Below are 20,994 nucleotides of genomic sequence, written 5' to 3' on the forward strand. Positions count from 1 at the left end.
TGGTAATAATTACTTGTATTTAGCATGCAATCCACTGAGATGTGATAAAGTTCTAATATGAAGTCAAAAATCCGTTTTGAGCGGTTGTTGGCCATTGTTTTTATAGGCATCTTGGCCTATTCTGACAAATAATCTTGTTATCAGATTTAACTTACTCGTTGTATCCCTTTTCCTTTTTTCTGTTTAGGTTCCCTAACTTGTTCAACACTCCTATGTTTATACCTCGTTTACGTCGTCCACGCGCTCATAAAGAAGCGTCTGCCAAACCTCCTCCGACGATACGTCATATCATGCGGCTTAGTCGTTACCAGTCAGTTTCTGGTATAGCAGCGCTAATAGCCTCTTTGATGTTGCTAATGTCTTCTTCTGCTTTTGCAGCAGGGGCAGGAGCGGTAGCAACAGAGGCGATAGCAGATCCAACTGCCACAAGTGTGTTGTTACTGGTGTTTTTTGTCGTCGTTGCCATTGGTATCTCATTTATTTGTTCTTTATCAGAAGCAGCGTTATTGAGTATGACACCGTCGTACATTGCTGATATTCAAGAGCATAATCCAAAAAAAGCAAACATGCTCAGACGCCTAAAAGTTGATAACATCGATCAGTCTTTGGCAGCTATTTTGACTTTAAACACAGTGGCTCATACGTTAGGGTCTATTGGTGCGGGTGCACAAGCCACCATTGTATTTGGTAGCGCGTGGTTTGGACTGTTTTCTGCGTTTATGACCTTGGCGATTTTATTTTTATCTGAGATTATTCCAAAAACATTAGGCACCATGTACTGGCGTCAAATAAGTGGCGTTGTCGCTTATTTTGTCCGAGGTATTATTCTACTGCTGTATCCTTTGATTTGGATATCAGAGCGACTGACAAAATTGCTGGTACGTGGTAAAGAACCTCAAGCGTTTAGCCGTCGTGAGTTTGCCGCACTTGCGAGTATTGGCGAAGAGTCAGGACAAATCGATCCACTAGAGTCTCGTATTATTCGTAACTTACTGGCGTTTGGTGCCATTAAAGTTGAAGATATTATGACGCCGCGATCGGTGATGTTAGCGTTTGAAGAAAACAAAACGGTGGCTGAGTTACTGGTTGATCGTCCAAAATTGACGTTTTCACGATTGCCAATTTATGAAGGCGATTTGGACAATATTACTGGTTTTGTCCTAAAGACAGATATGCTGTTGGCAAAAGTCAACCATGCTATGCATAAGCCATTGACACAGTTCAAAAGAGAAATTACGTTTGTATTCTCAAAAATGAAGCTGTTCGACTTGTTAGAGCTGATGCTAAAAAACCGTATTCATATTGCTATCACGGTAGGTGAGTATGGTGAAGTCAAAGGCTTGGTCACCCTAGAAGATGTGTTTGAAACACTATTGGGTCTTGAAATTGTAGATGAAATAGATCGCGTTGAAGATATGCAAGCGTTGGCTCGTCAAATGATGGACAGACGAGTGGAGCGTTTGGGTATGAAGCTTAGTGATGATGAAGAATACGAAGACATCAGCGGTAATAGCAAACTGTAATGCAAACTTGTAGAGGCATCGTTTTTAAATGCATTGTTTGCAGAGACAAAGATATCGTTAGCAAGAATCAAGCCAGCAGCTGTATATTGTATTCAACGAACTCAGCTGTTTTTGATGGTTTGATTGCCGCATTGTCATAACCGTAAGAGTCCCTTTATAACGACATCCTGTACGTTTTGTTTTTCGCAATAATTACACAGGGTGTCACATAACTGTGAGAATTGAATGATACGCTCACTCTATGATACAAGTAAGCTATCATCGATATTGATTGATATAGTGTTGATGAGATGGTGCTTAGGTATTGAAGTCAATTTATTGATTTATCGAAATATAGAGTCTAAAAAATAAGTATTTAAATGATAAAAGTATTGATTGTCATCATTCAAATACAATGATATTAACCGCAATGAAAACAGAGTTCCTAAGGATTACCATGAAACAATTATGGGGTAAAAGGTGGCTCGCGCTATTGATAAAAGGCACAAGCGTTGCTGCAGTTGTAGCAGCGGTGAGTGCAGTAAGTATCACTGCCCAAGCAGCAACGATGACCGAAGCGCTAGTATTAGATTATATAGCAGCCATGAAGTCGTCAGCGAACAGCCAAAGTATCAACCAAGTTGCCCGTCTGGTTTCTGATGATGCACTAATTTCATTATCTAGAAAGGGTAAATCCACCAGTTTAGATAAAGATGCTTATCTAAAATTATTACAGAATAGTTGGAATGATACGTCCAATTATAATTATGACATTTCTGTTGATAATATTGTTATTACTGGCACGCAGGCCAAGGCAAATGTCACGACCAATGAGAGTTGGGTAAAAGATGGTCAAAAAGTTTCATTTGTAACGACATCAAGGGTGACCCTAACAGTCGCCACTGGCAATGCAGTACTGTTACGTGCAGTGTCACAGGTCACCATTAATTAATCATTGATGTGACTGTAGGTCTGGTTTTTGCCTACTATCTTTTAATATTAAGGTAGTTTTTGCTTTACGTTGCATACTATACTACCAAACAACTTTATCTTATCACTTCTTGTCGTTAGGAAACTTCCAATATCATGTCTACTGTGCTATCAAAATCTCACTCATTTATTGCGTTGCCATTGACGCTTGCGGTCTCCACTTTACTTATCAGTGCTTGTAGTAATACGTCAGCGGTAAAAGATAAAGGTGTGACCCATGGCTCATCTGTGCTCGTCAAACGTCCCTCCACTCAAGCACCTAAACCAAATAGTAGCGATGAGTACTCAACTGCGTTTTTGGACGCAGAGAGCTTAGATGAGTTAGCAGATTTGTTAGAAGCCACTGACATGACGATGGTGGAAGGTAACAAACTTGCGATTCAACAGTATGGTGATTTGTGGAATCGTTTACGTGCTGGTTATCGCATGAACGGTGGACAGCCAATTTATAACCAGCGTATTGAAGGGCAGAAAAGCTGGTTTACCAGTCGTCAAGATTACCTTAATCGTTTGACAGCGCGTGCCAGTCGCTATATCTATCATACTGTACGAGAAGCGGAGCGTCGTAATATCCCAACGGAGCTTGCTTTATTACCAGTCATTGAGAGCTCTTACGATCCAAGTGGTACAAGTAGTGCGGCAGCGGCAGGTCTGTGGCAGTTTATTCCAAGTACAGGCCGAATCTATGGTCTGAACCAAAGCGGTACTTATGATGGTCGCCGTGACGTTATCGAATCGACGCGTGCCGCCTATGACTTTTTGACGGCACTGCACAATCAGTTTGGTAGTTGGGAGCTTGCGCTTGCTGCATACAATGCTGGTCCTGGTCGTATTCAAAAAGCAATCGATGCCAACGCTGCCCGTGGTTTGCCAACCGACTACTGGTCACTCAGATTGCCTACTGAAACCATGAACTATGTGCCGCGCTTTTTGGCAGTTGCCGAAATCGTTGCCAAGCCTGAGCAATATGGTGTCTACTTACCAGCCATTGCTAACCGCCAGCATTTCCGTAGTGTGCCAGTCAACTATGGAGTAAGTTTGGCCGAAGTAGCCCAACTAACGGGTGTGAGTTATGATGAACTAGAAAGACTAAATACGGCTCTGACTTCTGGGCGTGTTGACGCTTCAGGTCCTCAGCGTGTCATCATTCCTAATGATGTCAGTCTCAATGCAGATGCTAAACTCAGCACATTGAGAGGCAATGGCACAGGTAACGTATTGGCTTCTAATAACACGAGCAGTCCAACGACTACCACAACTACGCCAAGCTATAACAGTAAACCATATAGCAACTCTTCTTTGCCATCTACCGGCAGTGCATTGGCTGATTATGCAGCAAGCGCCAGCGTGCCACAGCAAACAACAAGCTACATCTCACCTTCTGTGACACCAACCAGTGGCTCTACCTACAATAGTAGTACACCAAGCCGTACTGAGCCACCACTAACCAATGCAGAAACCAGCAAGATCAATGCTGAGCTTAAGAGTAGTAATAGTCTGCCTACGACTTCTGCCCAAATCACTCAGAATAATACGATTGTTCAAGAACCACCATTGAGCAAAGAAGAGCGTGATTTCATTGCCAATCAAATTCGTACCAGTACGTCTGAGACTAATGTCATCAATGCAGATGGTAATATTAATTTATCAGCAGTACAGACGCAGCAGTCTATTCTAGAAGCCAGTGGAGAAGAGAAAAAACTGAGCTTTGCAAATTCTTCAGCGAGCAAACCTAAGCCTCAAGGCACACGTACAACGTATACCGTAAAACGTGGTGATACTTTATCCAATATCGCCAGTCGTGCTGGTGTGAACTGGCGTGATATCGCAGAGTGGAACCAAATAGATGCCAGTGCTAATCTGCTATCTGGTAGTACCCTGTATTTATATAACGCCAAAACCATTGAACCTTTGAGCACAGAGAGCAGTGCCGCAGCCAAGCAACCAGAAAGCTATGTGGTACAAGGCGGAGATACCTTAATTGGAACGGCGAATCGCTTTGGTTTGTCAGTCACTCAGCTAGCCAGTTACAACAATCTTAGTAGCCGTGCCGACTTGCTAAGAGGTCAAAAGCTATGGCTGATACCAGGCAAAGTATCTGCGCCTGCTGTGACTCCAGCAGCACCGTCTAGTAAGCCAAGTAAATCAAGTACAGCTACTAAAAACTATAAAGTAAAAGCAGGAGATGGTCTGATTGCACTGGCACGTCAGTTCAATGTTCCAACGAATACACTTGCTACATTGAACGGTATTGGCGCTACAGATTCATTGTACGTTGGTCAAACGCTAAAAGTACCTGCTAGTGTTGATTTCAATGCCGCTGCCAGCACCGCCTCTACTGTAAGTAGCAGTAACGGCACCAGTAGCTCAAGCTCAGTCGCGACAACCAACTACAAAGTTAAGTCGGGCGATACCTTAATTGGAATCGCTAATAGTGTAGGGGTTAGTCCAGCGGACATCGCAGCGGTCAATAGTAATTTTAATGCCAATGCACGTTTGCAACGTGGTCAGACTATTAAAGTACCTGTGTCTAAAGAATTGGTAGATCGCCAGCTTAATGACAAAGAAGTCAGTTATAAAGTGAAGTCTGGGGATACCTTGACAGGCGTGGCGCAACGCTACAATATTGGCATCAGTGATTTGGCTGCCGCTAATAATCTAAAAACCAATTCTAATCTCATATTGGGTCGTACCATTACGATCCCTGCTGGCGGTAGTGTCACAACTTCTAGCGCTTCTAGCAGCACTAAGCAAAGTAGTAGCAGTAACACTACTAGCACAGCAAGCAGCACTAGTACTGGTAAAAAACTGGGAAATACTGAAAGCTACAAAGTCAAATCAGGTGATGGCTTAATTGCGCTAGCCCGTCAATTTGGCGTCTCAGTAGAAGACTTGGCTGCAACCAATGACATGGCAACCAATGCCCAATTGCAGCGTGGACAGACGCTTAAAGTACCAAAAGCAACCGTCAGTTACACCGTGGGTTCAGGTGACAGCTTGATTGGACTGGCGCGTAAGTACGGTGTATCGACGCAAGAGTTGGCTGATATGAATAATATAGCTGCCAATACCATGCTACAACGTGGTCAACGTCTCACAGTACCAAACCGCTAGTCGTACAGGAGTAACTAAAGCTAATATCAGTTTACCGACTAAAGGTTTAAACCTAAATACGTAAAAAAGCTGCTCTTTATAGAGCAGCTTTTTTATTAGATTATTTACCCATGAATGATGGATAAAAATCTGTGGTTAAACCGTTTGGGTTTTTATCGTCTCAAGGTAGCTTCTGATATTACTGACATAATGCATCGCCTGACCGTAACGACTGTTAGAGGCTTTATTATCAGCCAAATATGCATAAACGTTTGCCCAGCTTTTATCATCAATACCCTGATCTCTTAATTTACGCTGGATACTTTTTACCGCATTGGGGCCCATGTTATAACCCGCAAGCGCAAACCAGATACGATCTGTTTTTGGCACGTCTGCAAACTCGCTTTTTACTTGCTCTAAATAGCGTGCGCCACCACCGATACTTTGATAAGGATCTACGCGGTCTGATACGCCCATCGCTTTAGCGGTATTATTGGTTAGCATCATAAGGCCACGCACACCAGTGGGTGAGACAGCATTGGCATCAAGGTGTGATTCTTGATAGCCCATTGCGACAAGCAATTCCCAATCGTGGTTATAATTGCGCGCCTGTTCTTCAAAAGAAGATTGATAATCAGGCAGCTTCTCTGTCAGCGTCTTTTTGAAATGATCTTGACTATAAGCATCTTTTAATAAGTTTTGATTATAGAATGCCGCCAGCTTTTGCGTGTTTTTTAGCTTGATGCTATCACACAAGAAATAACTGGCTTTTTTTGATAAAGGATCTGTTGAAGAGCCAAATGTCCAGCTTACTTTTGGATGCAGCCCGTTTTTGGTTAAACTGGCATCATAGCCGCAGCTGACGTTGACAGACGCCAAATTCAGCTTGCTTTTTAGTTGCGTACTGGCTGTGGTCAGCGCCATATCTGCTTTACCTGAACGCAAGGCTTTTAGCGCTGCTTCCTCATTGGCATAAGCTTGAAGATTGATATCGACACCAAGCTCATCGGCATAAGTACGTACCAAATCAAAGCCAAAACCGTGTTGGAAACCATCAGTGGCAAAGTACGTGCTATCACCTGGGACAGCAGCAATCGTCAGCGTATTATTAAGCATGACGTGGTCATAAGCTGGCATTTGCACGCCCATCGTCGTCAAACTCTGAGCGGGGAGCGAGAGAAAGGCGATACTAGAGATTTGTGCCAACTTCTTAGTTTTGGAAAAACGAGTCGAGGTAATAGGGGTAACGGATGAAACGATGTTACTTTTAGTGTTGAGTCGGCGTTTGGTTGGACGCAGTAAATAAGAAATACGGCGTTTTGCCCCTTGCGCAGATACCTTTACACGGTAAGTAATACGCTGCATGGATGTCTCCTGATTTTAGCCATCCTACTTACCCTAAAACGTAAATGAACCACGCTGATACAATAGACGTAGACCACTATTACATTTCAAATGATAGGGCACTCATCGAATAGACAAGTCCACCATCACTCTGTTTTATCATCGCTCCGCTACTAGCTGTCTTAATAAGGTAGCAGGATGCTTTATGTATTCGCTCTCTATTGGCATAAACGTTGGCGACTAAAAAGATCGCCCTTAAAATCTAGACGCACAACCACGCGAAGGGTATAAATCGAATGACTCCTTCACCGATAATAGAGAGCAACAATAGTAAAACAACGATAGATCAAACACAGGTAAGGTCATGAATAAGTTATCAAAACAACACCGTATATCAATGGGTCAGCAGAGGTAATTATCATTACCACATCGCTGTCGCTCGAATATCAATACGTTCATATTTTTCACTATTGGCGTGTGTATTCATTTATCACGCAGCAAATAGGTGCAAATATGTCATTGTTCAGTTATAAGGATGAGCAAATAACCTTGATAGATAAGGACAGCAATCATAACTGTCTTATCATCAAAATATGCAACATCGTTATTAAGACGCCAAAATAAAGGCAAGTATCACTGCTCAAAATATATGAGACAGTAAAAAGCCAATGGACAACCAGTCTAAAACCTCACAAAACAATAAGATAGTAGAGAGTTATCCCCATTAAAGCGCCATAACCGGAAGCTATAATAAATGGGAAGTCTCATGACAAGACGTTCTTTCTTCAATGAGTAATATGTAGATACTAATAGGATTATTCAAGAGGAGTTAAGAAATAAGCGATAAAACTTAACAATAGAACTATAGACGGTAAAAAATAGGGTCATTATTTATGGGTTTACAAGAATAAATATCATAAAAACAGAGGCAATAAGACAAGAAATGGCTCTTCTCGTCTTATTTTTTTGACCGTTTTGGCCAAACGCTCTTCAGTCATGGGGTAATTAAGCAGGGTTTTCAATATCAATAAAAGTGACAGGCAGCGCAAAATGATCAGCAAGCACATGACCTAAAGCTTCAATACCGCCACGCTCTGTCGCATGATGACCGCAGGCAAAATAATCTATGCCAAGCTCACGAGCAATGTGAGTAGTGCGCTCTGATATCTCTCCAGAAATAAAGGCATCACAGCCCATGATCGCCGCCTGTTCAATCATGTCTTGCGCGCCGCCCGTACAGATACCGATGCGCTCAATCATTCGCTCATTTTCTATCAGGTTGCCGGTCTCATGAGAGGCATGATAGTTGGCTGAGATGTGTAGTGGTTTACGTCCCAATACTTGAGTGATGTGAGCAATAAGACTGCCTGCGCTCTGCGGCTGACAAGTAGTGATATTGCCAACAGGATGCGACTCATGAGGGTATAGCGCACCAGTGATGGTCAAATTCAGTAACTCTGCAAGTTTGGCATTATTGCCAATGATTGGATGAGCATCAAGCGGCAGATGATAACCGATCATAGAGATACCATGTTGCATCAGTTTGCGGATACGTCGTCCTTTCATTCCCGTAATAGGAGCGGGTTCGCCTTTCCAAAAATAACCATGATGTACCATGATGACATCTGCATTCTCTGCAATAGCCGCATCAATCAGCGCTTCACAAGCAGTCACACCAGTGACAATACGCTGCACAGGGCGTCCACCATCAACTTGTAAGCCATTTGGAGCATAGTCTTTAAATGCGCCAGCCGATAGGTAGTCATCACAAAACTGCGTTAAGTCTTGTACGCTGATACCAGTAGGGAGGGTAGGTGTTGAGACAGAGTTGGTGGTCATTTTTATTTTCCTTATCATTGGCATGTTTTGAGTCAAAATGAATGCGCTACAAATAGCTTATCATTAAATAGACTGTCACTGTACAGGGCAGAGTGCTTAAAGCCTGCATTTTAACATGACACTGCAAAAGAGTAGACAAAGGCAATAACTGAAATGGTACACGATACGTGACAATTTGATGATATGGAGAGTTATACTTTACGCACGTGAGCCTGTACCCAACATCACCTATTATGACCTCTCGGCAGTGATTGCCACTGGATAGGTGAGGCGGAATCGGCACGTTTCTCCTACTTCATTCACTTTCGTTTGCTTGTATCAAATTTATAGAGGTTTTATATGTCATCGTCTCGGAACACCAACAATAAGGCACCTTTTTTAAAATGGTTACCTTGGGTTTTATTACTGATAGTGATTGCCGCATTTGTCTGGTTGTTTATGAGTATGAAGTCGCCGTCTAAGGATGCATGGGAGCCGCCAAGAACCACGCCAGCTGAGCAACAAGCCTCAGCGCCTACCAGTGATACACCAGCGCCGATTGCCTCTTATCATAATGCGGTCGCTCGAGCGTCGCAGTCGGTTGTCAATATCTACACCACACAAACGATGACCGAGCATCCTTATATGGATGATCCTGTATTGCGCCGGTTCTTTGAATATCATGGTGGCCCATCACAAGAACAGGGCAATACCAATTTAGGCTCTGGTGTGATTGTGTCAGAAGATGGCTATATCGTGACCAATGCCCATGTCATCGAAAAGGCAGATGAGATTACGGTTGCCTTTAACGATGGTCGTAAGAGCCGTGCCAAAATCATTGGGACAGACCCAGACAGTGACTTGGCCGTGATTAAAGTAGACATGACTGGACTGACGCCGCTTGGCTTCCGTGAAGAACCTATTCGAGTGGGCGACGTAGCACTAGCCATTGGTAACCCGTTTGGCGTCGGTCAGACCGTGACACAAGGTATTATCTCAGCCACAGGCCGCACAGGCCTTGGCGTCAATAAGTTTGAAGACTTTGTACAAACAGATGCAGCAATCAATCCGGGTAACTCAGGCGGCGCACTGGTGGATGCGTATGGTGAGCTACTAGGGATTAATACTGTGATTTTCTCACGCTCTGGCGGCTCGATGGGTATCGGTTTTGCCATTCCTACCTCTATCGTTGAGCAAGTGATGAATGCTCTGATTAAAGATGGTCGAGTAAGCCGTGGTTGGCTCGGTATCGAGATACAATCACAGCTGCGTGATCCAACACAGCTTGAAACCTCAACAGGGGTCGAAGTCTTAAACGTCATCGAAGGTGGCCCTGCTGCCAAGAGTGGACTACGTGTTGGCGATATCATCTTGACTATTGATGGCGTTGAGATGACGGATGCCAACACACTGATTCAGTACGTTGCGCGCAAATCGCCCAATACCAAACTGAATGCACAAATCCTGCGTCAAGGTAAAAACGCACAAGTAGAGATATTGCTAGAAGAACGTCCGGCGCAAGAGACGGTTGAGCAACCTGTTGTCATGATGCAAGATGAAGACGGTCAATCAGGTCTACAAGGTGGACAGCAAGAAGTACCTATGATGTCAGAGGCTGAGCGTGATCGTATGCGCGAAGAGTTATTAAAATTGTTCGAGCGAGATGGTGCGCCTTTATAACAGGCATAGTTAATACAGAAAGGCTTTGAACAAAGTAGCCTATAAGAAAAAGCGCGTTATCCGTTGAGATAGCGCGCTTTTTTGATGGGACGGTCTTTAATGCAGGAGCAGTTATTTTACGACAACCTCATGATTGATATGAATCACGCCTTGCACACGGCAACAGCAAGGCAGGATTTCATCGTCCTCAATCATGGCAAGCGGATGAAAGGGATAATCAATTTTGTGGGAGCTGGCGATGTGCTTGACACGGCAGCTACCACAATAACCTTCACGGCATTGATAATTCACATCATGGCCTGTGCGTAGCAAACCATCTAACAGACTTTCGTCATCATGTAGATAGAACTGCTTTTTACTGGTCATTACCCAAGTCATAGTCTTAATCCTATTGGGATATGTCTTTGCTATTACTACTATTAAAGCCTAAAAATATTACAGTTCAAAGTCATCAAAATCACTGTCTGAGAGATCAGAATCAATCTGACCAACCAAGTACGAGCTAATCTCGGTCTCTTGCGGGGCGACCTGCACATTGTCAGACGACAACCACGTGTTGATCCATGGGATTGGGTTTGATTTTGAGTTCGGGAACGCCGCTGGCAAGCCGACCGCTTCCATACGTAAGTTAGTGATGTATTCGATGTATTGGCATAGAATGTCTTTGTTGAGACCAATCATTGAGCCGTCTTTGAACAGATAACCTGCCCATTCTTTTTCTTGCTCAGCCGCCTTGCGGAAGATTTCAATACTTTCATCGAAACACTCTGCAGCAATCTCGACCATCTCAGGATCGTCACGACCGTTGCGCATCAGGTTCAGCATGTGCTGCGTACCCGTCAAATGCAGCGCTTCGTCACGAGCGATGAGTTTGATGATTTTGGCATTACCTTCCATCAATTTGCGCTCAGCAAAGGCAAACGAGCAAGCAAATGAGACATAGAAACGAATAGCTTCTAAGACGTTGACCGCCATGATGCATAGGTACATCTGCTTTTTTAGCGATCTTAAATCAACGGTCACTTGCTCACCATTGATGTTGTGCGTACCTGGACCGTATAAGCTATATAGCTGCGAGTTGCGATACAGCTCATCATAGTATTGGGCGATATCAGAGGCACGGCCTAAGATGTGCTCGTTTTGCATAATATCATCAAAGATAATATTTGGGTCATTGACGATATTACGAATGATATGCGTATAGCTGCGTGAGTGAATGGTCTCAGAGAACGACCATGTCTCAATCCACGTCTCAAGCTCAGGGATAGACACTAGCGGCAGTAGCACCACGTTTGGACTACGACCTTGGATAGAGTCGAGTAGAGTCTGGTACTTGAGGTTACTCAAAAATATGTGCTGCTCATGCGAGGACAGATTGCTAAAGTCGATACGATCTCGTGATACATCGACTTCTTCTGGACGCCAAAAGAACGACAGCTGCTTTTCAATCAATTGCTCAAAGATCGGGTGTTTTTGTTGGTCATAGCGCGCCACGTTGACGGGCTGACCAAAGAACATCGGCTCTTGTAGCGCATTGTTTGGCGTTTGCGAAAAAATCGAGTAAGTCATGGGACTGCCTTTATCATTGATATGGTTATTAATGTGAATGTTAAAAATGCTGCTTTAAAAGTAATATATAGCCATTCCAAAATAAAATCGATACGTGCATGACGACGTGCTACTGGTATACATATTTTTTGCTTGCTGTTCGCAAGCGTGACAGAGGCTAAAAAATATGTATACCAGTAGCTCTGTATCGGTTTTAAAGTGTGTTGACCATATTATAAATTCTCTAATGATATCTGTGAGGATTCTTGTCCATCGTTCATATAGGCTTTGAATATCTCGCTTAGCTCACTATCATCGAGTGCCTCTAATTCATCAAGTGCGCTTTTGCGTAGTGTACTCACATCAGACTCTTCCGCTGCTGTTTTTAAGTCTTTTTTAGCCGCTCTCGATACTGGTTTTTTGGCTGCTTTTGCCACGCTTTTTTTGGCGACGGCTGCCTTTGGTGCTTCTTCTACACCTAACTGCTGACGCACCGCTGCAATATCAACCTCGACTTGTACGATATGTGAGCCACCATCGTTTAGGTCTGAAAATACGTTTGGGATAAACAAACCACCGTCTTTGATGATTGCGGTATATTGCACATGACCTCCGTCGTTTTAGTTCTATCTAGGTTTTGATTATGGCTGACGCGTCGCCAGACTGTCATATACCTTGTTGTTTTCTCTTTTACCGACTGCCAATACATAAACCACTACCACGTCATCTTTGACGGTATATACCAGACGATAGCCTATGGTGCGTAATTTGATTTTATAAGTATCTGTATGTCCAGAGAGTTTTGACGCAGGCACATGAGGATTTGAGAGTCGCTGCTGTAATTTTTTCTTAAACTGCTGCTGGATACTTGGCGCTATCTTTTTCCACTCTTTTAATGCTAACGGGTGAAACTCAAGACTATAAGTCATCTAACGTGACCTTGATAGGTGTTTGCCCATCATTCATCCGTGCGCCCACGGTTTGGCTGAGTGCCATATCGTCCATCGCTTCCATCATGCGCTCAAACATGTCTGTTGATACCAAATAAGCCACGGGTTTGTTGTGGTTTAAAATAGCAATCGACTCACCATCTGACTGTTTGATTAAGGCAGAAGGATTGTTTTTTAGCTCTGAGATACTGGCTGTTTGTGTCGCAAATATCGGTTGCATGACTCATTCTCCACTAAAATTAAGCTCTAAATATAGGGCTGATTTTAGCACGAAAATTAGGTCTTAATTACTACTATATTAAATTTAGATACATGACTTATTTTAGTTCAGTTCTGTTTACAAACAACGTCTTCTAGTACGACCGTTTTATCACTAATTATGTCTAGTATTGATGCTATCAAGTATTCACTAGAAAATTTTCTGATGACTATAGTGTAGGGCACCCAAAAGTAGTTGCTAAATGGCGAATCTATAACAGTGTTGTCCATAGATGCTATCACGCAATTTAACGAAAAGGCGGTGCCTGCGTAAATATTACCTTTGTACTCTAGAAAAAAATCCAAGTTTTCGGATAATTTGTCACTCACTTCAAATGAATGATGGGTATAAATCCGTACGCCATCTGCATCATATAAAATAGTGGACATCAGGTTTATCTCTTTTAGACTTAGCATTTGGATGCCTTTAGTGCAAGTATTAAATTCTTGCGGCTCATCGTTACTCTAGATGTACTCCACATCACGTGCAAATATCTTACGTCCTACATGCTGTATTGATAAAAAACTTGTCTGCTATTTTAAATTTACTCTGTTGCACTGTAATATCTTCTAATAATTGATATTCGTAGAAAATATCAGAATAACCATACTCTTCTTCTGTTGGACAATTTGTACGACATTTATTGATAGCGACATATGCTTTCATATCATTATCGAAAGTATAGTCTTTCGGATCAACGAATGGTTCAACAAATGGCTTACCCGCTATATTCTGATAAATAGTTTTGGGTGATACAGCAAGGTTTTCAATATCTTCCAACGATGAATCGTCTTCGTCTGTAATTTCGGGAACAAAGCGTTTAATCGTTTTGCCTTGCTGAAAGATAAGATGATCGTCTTTAATAATTGCTTTGATAGTATCTTGATAAGTCAGGTCTAGATACGTTGAAATACGAAAATCATTAAAATTATTGTTATTATTAAATGTGTATATATCTATTTTTGAATTTCCTTTATTCCCATTATCAGGGTTGTAAGCGAGTGAGATTGAATCATATTTCTTAGGTAGCTCACTAATATAAGGTCTTTTGTTGCAATCAGTATTTTTATTCAAGATAGGTGTTAGTATTGGCGTCTCATTCAATACATTATCGTAGTTTATGAACGTATTATGGCTAAGATAGGTGCCATTGAAAACTACTCGACTCGTCTCATTCAACTCAGTGGTATGACGACCATAGACGTTGAAAGGATAGGCGTCATAAGCCAGTAAGTGTAAATATTTACCATCTACCACTCGCCAATCACCAACCCTAATAGGGGTAGTAAAGTTAGAGCCAATCATTGTATATTTTCGATTTTTAGAAAGTTCAATTAGCTTTTGTTCTGCTTTAGACCCTTGTCCAAAAGATAACGTATAGTGTCCAACTAAATCATTCTCTATATCTCTATATTTATCGTCTATCTTATAAATTGGATCAGCAAGCTTTGACTTAGCTGAGCTATTTTTTAATGAGCTATCAACCTCTCCAAAACTTTGAGCATTCACTGGTATGGATAACAAAGAGATAGTGAGTAGACAAAAGAATATTGAAACATTATTGATTTTCATAACTATATTCTCTTGTCATTTTCGTCAATATTAAATTTCTATTTCATCGGTGTGCTGGGCACATCTTAAGATTTAATAAGCCAGCCATTATCGTTCGCAATATTTCCAATCAAATCGAAATCCTGATTATGAGAATCTTGACCGATATCCATCTTAATTTCGCTAATCAAGCCTTTGATCTGTTGCCAATTTAAATAACTGATAAAGTCTTCGGGCTTACTGTTATTTACGTCGAATGACTCTTTAAATAGCATCGGCGGATGGTAACGTTTGCAATCATCTGGCGAGTCACGAACGACTTCCATAAATATACAATATTTGCTGTCGTCATCTGCGGTGAATCTCAATTCAAGCGAGCCACCATCACGGTAAATTGTTGCATTAGCAGAGCTTTTATAACTGATTGGTGAAGACAGCTGCATTTTTATCCAACCTATCTAACAGGCGTAGGGTGTGCCTCGCGCACCTTTAAACACAATTCCTATACTATCGGTGCGCTGGGCGCACCCTACACTTTTTGCTAGTTAAAAATTGAAAATAAATAATTGATAAATAGACCTATAATTATTGTTCCAGCTAGAGAAAGAAACCAAAGTTTATAAGATCTGTTCTTATCCAACGTCTCCATATAAGATTTTGTTTTATTTGTTAAAATAATAAACGAAGTTGGAGGTTGAAGATAGCTTTTCAGAACACTTACTAAACAGATTAGTATAACTATAACCAGCATTATTTTTCCGAAGCGGTAAGCCATGTACCAAAAATCTATCTCAGGTCTGTTGAAAAACTTGTAAGCCATGAAGTCTATTTTGTGATGAAGACTTTCAATGCCCGTTGGATATTTATTTGAAATATCAAGATAGTTTGAATATGTTAAATCTTTTATATCTGTTTTTTGAGGAACTGACATGTAAATAAAAATTAAAATAAATATTGGAACGTACATATACTGCATTTTTAATATTGAGGTTAAAATTCTACCAATTTTTTTTATAGTTGTTTCTTTCACCCATATATCATCAAATGAGTTCTCTATCAATGTCAACATGTCATCAGCCCATGTACGTTCAGTATGGTTTATTTCTACAGAAACAACTCCAGTAAGTTCGTTTTGGGTTTTTAAAGCCACATCAAACATATTTCTAGCATACGTACCATTCGCACTTAATGAAGTAGCAAAATACATATCTATTTCTTGTTTTTCAGGTATATCCTTTCTAGGAAAATTTACAAGTATTCCTAATTTTAAGTTTAAATCTGTACTAACTAGATTTTTTGTTTCAGAGAAACCTTTGAAAGCTTCAATAGTTGATACTTTTCTCTTAGTTTTATCTTTATAGCCTATAGTTGCTTGAAATGAGACAATGCTATATTGGTTTTGCTGATCTAAGCGTTGGATTATTAAATCAATAAGATTAATAAAATATTGATAATCTGCTACGTACGAATCAGTAAAAATTTTTTCAATTGACTGAGGCTGACCTAGAAGACTTGAAATGAATGACGCTAACTTTTTATCTTCTAATGGTAGAAGGATGCCACCATCTTCACTATTTATATTAATCAAGCTACTCATTTATGCATCCTTACTAATTTTATTAAAAAACATTTAGAGTATATAAATTAATTCAAGATATCGTATGCATTTTTCTGAAAAATCTGACCAATTAGTTTAAAGGTAATTAACTGAAGTGAGCTTAACAAAGCTAGATGACGAGCTTAACCCAAAAGCCAAACCCGCCATCCATCAGAAATTCTATTTGAAGAATTTCTCTTGCGAACCTAAAATTGCACTGCAATTTTTTAACGGTTCTTAAATCTTACAAGCCCCGCCAGCACAATCATCTTCCATATCCGCTTGCGCATCGTTCGCACCATCACGAGTGTTATGGTAGTACAACGTCTTCACGCCCATTTTATAAGCGTTTAGCAAATCTTTTAGCAATATTTTCATCGGTACACGGCCACCAGCATAACGAACGGGATCGTAGTTGGTGTTGGCAGAGATACTTTGATCGACGAATTTTTGCATGATAGCGACCAGCTTTAGGTAACCGTCATTGTTTGGCATTTGCCATAGTAGCTCGTACTGATCTTTTAGCTTATTAATCTCAGGCACGACTTGCTTTAAGATACCGTCTTTTGACGCTTTGATAGAGACCAGACCACGTGGTGGCTCGATACCATTGGTCGCGTTGGCGATCTGACTTGAGGTCTCAGACGGCATCAAGGCAGTTAGGGTAGAGTTACGTAGACCGTGCTCGGTGATCTCGCCACGTAGCGTTTCCCAATCGAGATGTAGCGGCTCTTGGCAGATTTTGTCCAAGCCGGCTTTGTACGTATCAATCGGCAAGATACCTTGTGAGTACGTGGTCTCATTGAACGCAGGGCACGCGCCTTGCTCTTTTGCCAATTTGTTTGACGCTTTTAAGAGATAGAACTGCAACGCTTCAAACGTCTGATGGGTCAGACCAAGCGCGCTGTCGTCTGAATAGCGTGCGCCATTCTTAGCCAAGTAGTAAGCATAGTTAATCACGCCCACACCGAGCGTACGGCGACGCATGCTGCCGTTTTGAGCCGCTTTGACTGGGTAGTCTTGATAGTCGAGCAGGGCATCAAGTGCACGCACGATTAGCTCAGCTGGCTCTTCGATATCGCTGACGTTATTCACTTTACCCAAGTTGACCGCTGATAGCGTACAAAGGGCGATTTCGCCTTCTTCGTCATTGATGTTATCAAGTGGCTTGGTCGGTAGCGCGATTTCCATACATAAATTTGACTGGCGAATTGGGGCAACCGTCGCGTCAAATGGGCTATGCGTGTTGCAATGATCGACGTTTTGGATATAGATACGGCCCGTACTGGCGCGTTCTTGCATCATTAGACTGAACAAATCAGCTGCTGGGATCTGACGGCTACGAATAGCAGGGTCATTTTCGTACTTGGTGTATAGCTCTTCGAACTTGTCTTGATCTTCGAAGAACGCATCATAGAGGCCTGGGGTATCGCCTGGTGAGAATAGCGAGATGTCTTGGCCTTTGATGAGGCGCGTGTACATCGTTTTGTTTAACTGTACGCCGTAATCCATATGACGGACACGGTTGTCTTCCACGCCGCGGTTGTTTTTGAGTACCAGTAATGACTCAACTTCTAAATGCCATAGTGGGTAGAACAATGTTGCAGCACCGCCACGGACGCCACCTTGTGAGCAGCATTTCACCGCTGTTTGAAAAAGTTTATAGAATGGGATACAGCCAGTATGCTGTGCTTCACCGCCACGGATAGGGCTACCAAGGGCGCGGATACGGCCTGCGTTGATGCCGATACCAGCGCGCTGTGACACATAGCGTACGATGGCGCTGGTGGTCGCGTTGATTGAGTCTAGGCTATCGCCGCACTCGATCAATACGCACGAGCTAAACTGGCGTGATGGCGTACGCACACCTGACATGATAGGCGTCGGTAGTGAGATTTTGAATTCTGAGGTCGCATCATAGAAGCGTTTGACGAAATCAAGACGGTCTGATTTGTCGTATTGGCTAAATAAGCACATACCGACCAGCATATATAAGAACTGCGGGCTTTCATAGACCGTCTTACTCACGCGATCCTGTACCAGATATTTACCAGCCATTTGCTCAACAGCGGCATAAGCCAAATTCATATCGCGCCAATGATCGAGGTATTCTTCTAGCTCATCAAATTCAGCACGGCTATAGTCCGCTAAGATATGCTGATCGTATTTGCCAGCGTCCGTTAAGGTTTTGACGTGGTCATATAGGTGCGGCGGCTCAAACTGGTTATAAGCAATCTTACGCAGATGGAAGATCGCCAAACGCGCGGCGAGATATTGATAGTCAGGGGTGGTTTCAGAAATAAGGTCGGCGGCAGATTTGATGATGGTCTCATGAATGTCACGAGTTTTGATACCTTCATAGAACTGAATGTGCGACTTTAGCTCAACTTGCGATACTGACACATTTTCTAATCCATCAGCGGCCCACGCGATAACCTTATGAATTTTGTCTAAATTAATAGGCTCTAAACGTCCATCACGTTTGGTTACTTGGATTTTATCAATATGTGTCATGTTGGCCTCTTAAGTTGATTACTTATAGTGATGCTGCACAGCTGATACTTGGCAGACATTCTTTATAACGCTAGTGCGATAGGTTTTTTTAGGCAAAAAGCTGCCGCTACTCATGATGATGATTAAAATCATTGAGTACTACATGTAGCGTGTTTGTTAGTAGGTAGGCACAATATAGCGGGAAATTTTTGAAAATACTATATTGATTTTAGGATAAAACTATGTTGCTACAACGTTGTAGACGGTCCAAATTTTGGCAAAGGACGATGGGATAAGGGTTAGGCGCAAATGCGGTCGATCATAAATTTTTTGTAAAAATAGTGCGGCCGTTTGCTTTTTATTTTCTCAGTGATTGTCGCCTGATAACCATCATCATGGCGGCAATAATGCGGGCGCAGATTGTACATCAAACCACAAAAAATCGCCACCCATATGTTATTACTAGTGAGTGACGATTTAGACGAAAAAGATAGCAGGTTTTAATCAACTATCTTTTCGTTAAGCAACAACGGTCTTATTAAACAACCATGCGTACCGTTTTGGCATTATCAAGTGACGCATATAGCGCATTGACCTGACTGGCATTGGTTAAATATAGATTGACTCGTGCTGAGTGAAAACGACCCGTTCTAGAGGGCTTGACTTCGATAGAAGCCAAATCAAAATCTGGGAACTGGCTGCCCAAGATAAGCTTCACTTCATTAAGCAAGCTTTCGTGCTCGCCTTCATGACCAATGATGCTTAAAGGATAGTTCATCGGAAAATCCCAAAGCTCAGGATTTTGAATGTCCGTTTTTTTGCCTTTTAAAGTACCTTCATTGGGTGTGAGGTCAGTCATATTCACGGCTCTTTTGTTTGCTGGGTTTTGGCTATTGTCTCTTTGATCATCACTCATGATGTATGCCTCGCTTTTCTAAGAATTTGGCTGTATAAATATCGGCCTTAACAAAGCCAAAAAGCTGAGACAGGCTCAGTCTTTTAATGAACTCAATTGCTGGACAGGTGCCTTTATTAAGGGGAGTTTCTTTATGCGCTATTTATGGTGGTATCTGCACGATTTTTCAAGTGCCTTGATATCCATCTATAATCAGTCAGGCGCTGTCATGCACCGCGGCAAGCTTAACAATTATACCATCAGGATAAATAGCCATCGATAGGGGCGATAGCGGGCGGCAGGTCTGTCTCTCCCAAGGCTTCTAACAGATTAATCTCAATCGTACGTGACAAAGCGGTAAGCGGCAGTTGATTGGCAGCCATGCCAAAGGGTTCTTCAAGCTCCTCGCTCAGTGCATCTAGACCAAAAAACGTATAGGCAATCACCGAACAGATGAGAGGTGTTGCCCAGCCGAGTGAGGCCACCAAGCCAAAAGGCAACATGATGCAATACAGATAAGTGGTACGGTGTACCAATAGCATATAGGCAAAGGGTAGTGGCGTATTGTGAATGCGCTCACAAGCAGCCAAGACGATCGTCATAGAGTTCAGGCGTTCATCCATATTTTGAATCATTTGCTCTGACGTCAGTCCTTGACGTCGAATATCCCCAAGCGCGCTCCCCATCAAACGTATTAGATAATCGGGTAAGTTTTGCGCTTGACGCATGCTGGCATGATGCGCTGGGTCAACAAACCGCTCGATATCTTGCCACGGCTGAGTATCACGAAGGCGATGGCGCACAGCGTGAGTAAACGCAATGGTTAGATAAATCATATTTTTCTGCAAATCTTGTCCAGTCTCGTCTTCTTCGTCTATAAAAGACAAGATTTGACGAGTGAGGCTGCGACATTCGTATACCAGCTGACCCCAAAGACTGCGCGCTTCCCACCAACGCTGATAGCTTGCATTATTACGAAATCCTAAAAATAATGATAAAGCGACACCGAGTAAGGTAAAGGTTGCTGTGCCGTAGTAGGGAAATGAGTTCGGAATCCAGTGCTGCACAATTGTAATCAAGGTACTGAGCAGAGCGATTAGCAGAATTTGTGGATAGATTTTTGGAATGATTGAACCGCGAAGGGTAAAAAATATTTTGAAACGATGAGGTTTTTGCCGAACAATCATGATGTTTCCTAAGGCTGGCGCGTCTATATGTAGCGCATAGTATATAGTGTAAGATTACACCATAGGGCAAAAACCTACTGTTTTTTC

17 protein-coding genes are annotated in these 20,994 nt (G+C 42.2%); 4 read left to right on the forward strand and 13 right to left on the reverse strand.

The features are described from left to right. Positions 1-212: 212 nt before the first annotated feature. The 3 genes from CZ794_RS09715 to CZ794_RS09725 all read left to right on the forward strand — a co-directional run bounded on the left by CZ794_RS09715 (position 213) and on the right by CZ794_RS09725 (position 5,606). Positions 213-1,523, forward strand: a complete 1,311-nt coding sequence (locus CZ794_RS09715) for a hemolysin family protein (RefSeq protein ID WP_087041394.1) — start codon at positions 213-215, stop codon at positions 1,521-1,523. Between the two features lie 436 nt (positions 1,524-1,959). Further along, positions 1,960-2,454, forward strand: a complete 495-nt coding sequence (locus tag CZ794_RS09720) for a hypothetical protein (protein ID WP_087041395.1) — start codon at positions 1,960-1,962, stop codon at positions 2,452-2,454. 134 nt (positions 2,455-2,588) lie between these two features. Next, entirely contained in the window at positions 2,589-5,606 is a 3,018-nt protein-coding gene (locus CZ794_RS09725; protein WP_087041396.1) for a LysM peptidoglycan-binding domain-containing protein, read from the forward strand. Positions 5,607-5,741: 135 nt separating this feature from the next. Here the strand turns inward: CZ794_RS09725 and CZ794_RS09730 are convergent, their stop codons facing one another. Together CZ794_RS09730 and CZ794_RS09735 are read right to left on the reverse strand one after the other, a co-directional pair. Then, a complete protein-coding gene (locus tag CZ794_RS09730) occupies positions 5,742-6,950 on the reverse strand; it encodes a transglycosylase SLT domain-containing protein (protein ID WP_087041397.1) in 1,209 nt (402 codons plus the stop codon). 984 nt (positions 6,951-7,934) lie between these two features. After that, positions 7,935-8,768, reverse strand: a complete 834-nt coding sequence (locus CZ794_RS09735; protein ID WP_087041398.1) for a Nif3-like dinuclear metal center hexameric protein — start codon at positions 8,766-8,768, stop codon at positions 7,935-7,937. 339 nt (positions 8,769-9,107) lie between these two features. Between CZ794_RS09735 and CZ794_RS09740 the strand changes: the two genes are divergently transcribed. Further along, positions 9,108-10,427 carry a S1C family serine protease gene (locus tag CZ794_RS09740; RefSeq protein ID WP_087041399.1) on the forward strand — a complete coding sequence of 440 codons (1,320 nt, stop codon included), beginning with the start codon at positions 9,108-9,110 and terminating at the stop codon, positions 10,425-10,427. Positions 10,428-10,538: 111 nt separating this feature from the next. Here CZ794_RS09740 and yfaE read toward each other — a convergent pair whose 3' ends face one another. The 11 genes from yfaE to CZ794_RS09800 all read right to left on the reverse strand — a co-directional run bounded on the left by yfaE (position 10,539) and on the right by CZ794_RS09800 (position 20,907). Further along, positions 10,539-10,805, reverse strand: a complete 267-nt coding sequence (yfaE, locus tag CZ794_RS09745; protein ID WP_087041400.1) for a class I ribonucleotide reductase maintenance protein YfaE — start codon at positions 10,803-10,805, stop codon at positions 10,539-10,541. A gap of 57 nt (positions 10,806-10,862) precedes the next feature. Next, positions 10,863-11,996, reverse strand: a complete 1,134-nt coding sequence (nrdB, locus tag CZ794_RS09750) for a class Ia ribonucleoside-diphosphate reductase subunit beta (RefSeq protein ID WP_087041401.1) — start codon at positions 11,994-11,996, stop codon at positions 10,863-10,865. A gap of 212 nt (positions 11,997-12,208) precedes the next feature. Beyond that, positions 12,209-12,580, reverse strand: a complete 372-nt coding sequence (locus CZ794_RS09755) for a hypothetical protein (protein WP_087041402.1) — start codon at positions 12,578-12,580, stop codon at positions 12,209-12,211. Positions 12,581-12,616: 36 nt separating this feature from the next. After that, positions 12,617-12,904 (reverse strand): type II toxin-antitoxin system RelE/ParE family toxin, encoded by a 288-nt coding sequence (locus tag CZ794_RS09760; protein WP_071001399.1) that lies wholly within the window; start codon positions 12,902-12,904, stop codon positions 12,617-12,619. After that, positions 12,894-13,145 carry a type II toxin-antitoxin system Phd/YefM family antitoxin gene (locus CZ794_RS09765; protein ID WP_087041403.1) on the reverse strand — a complete coding sequence of 84 codons (252 nt, stop codon included), beginning with the start codon at positions 13,143-13,145 and terminating at the stop codon, positions 12,894-12,896. Before CZ794_RS09765 ends, CZ794_RS09760 begins: the two co-directional genes overlap by 11 nt. Positions 13,146-13,679: 534 nt before the next feature. Then, complete coding sequence (locus CZ794_RS09775; RefSeq protein WP_087041405.1) at positions 13,680-14,756, reverse strand: hypothetical protein; 1,077 nt, start codon at positions 14,754-14,756, stop codon at positions 13,680-13,682. 65 nt (positions 14,757-14,821) lie between these two features. Further along, a complete protein-coding gene (locus tag CZ794_RS09780; RefSeq protein ID WP_087041406.1) occupies positions 14,822-15,178 on the reverse strand; it encodes a hypothetical protein in 357 nt (118 codons plus the stop codon). A 98-nt stretch (positions 15,179-15,276) separates the two neighbouring features. After that, positions 15,277-16,332: a hypothetical protein gene (locus CZ794_RS09785; protein WP_087041407.1), complete on the reverse strand. Its 1,056-nt coding sequence runs from the start codon at positions 16,330-16,332 to the stop codon at positions 15,277-15,279. Between the two features lie 237 nt (positions 16,333-16,569). Further along, entirely contained in the window at positions 16,570-18,846 is a 2,277-nt protein-coding gene (nrdA, locus tag CZ794_RS09790) for a class 1a ribonucleoside-diphosphate reductase subunit alpha (RefSeq protein ID WP_087041408.1), read from the reverse strand. A gap of 517 nt (positions 18,847-19,363) precedes the next feature. Next, positions 19,364-19,684, reverse strand: coding sequence for a YbeD family protein (locus tag CZ794_RS09795; RefSeq protein WP_087041667.1), 321 nt, complete (start codon positions 19,682-19,684; stop codon positions 19,364-19,366). A gap of 296 nt (positions 19,685-19,980) precedes the next feature. Next, positions 19,981-20,907 (reverse strand): bestrophin family protein, encoded by a 927-nt coding sequence (locus CZ794_RS09800; protein ID WP_087041409.1) that lies wholly within the window; start codon positions 20,905-20,907, stop codon positions 19,981-19,983. Positions 20,908-20,994 lie beyond the last annotated feature (87 nt).

Origin of the sequence: Psychrobacter sp. JB385, from assembly GCF_900163785.1 — a bacterium.
Lineage (GTDB): Bacteria > Pseudomonadota > Gammaproteobacteria > Pseudomonadales > Moraxellaceae > Psychrobacter.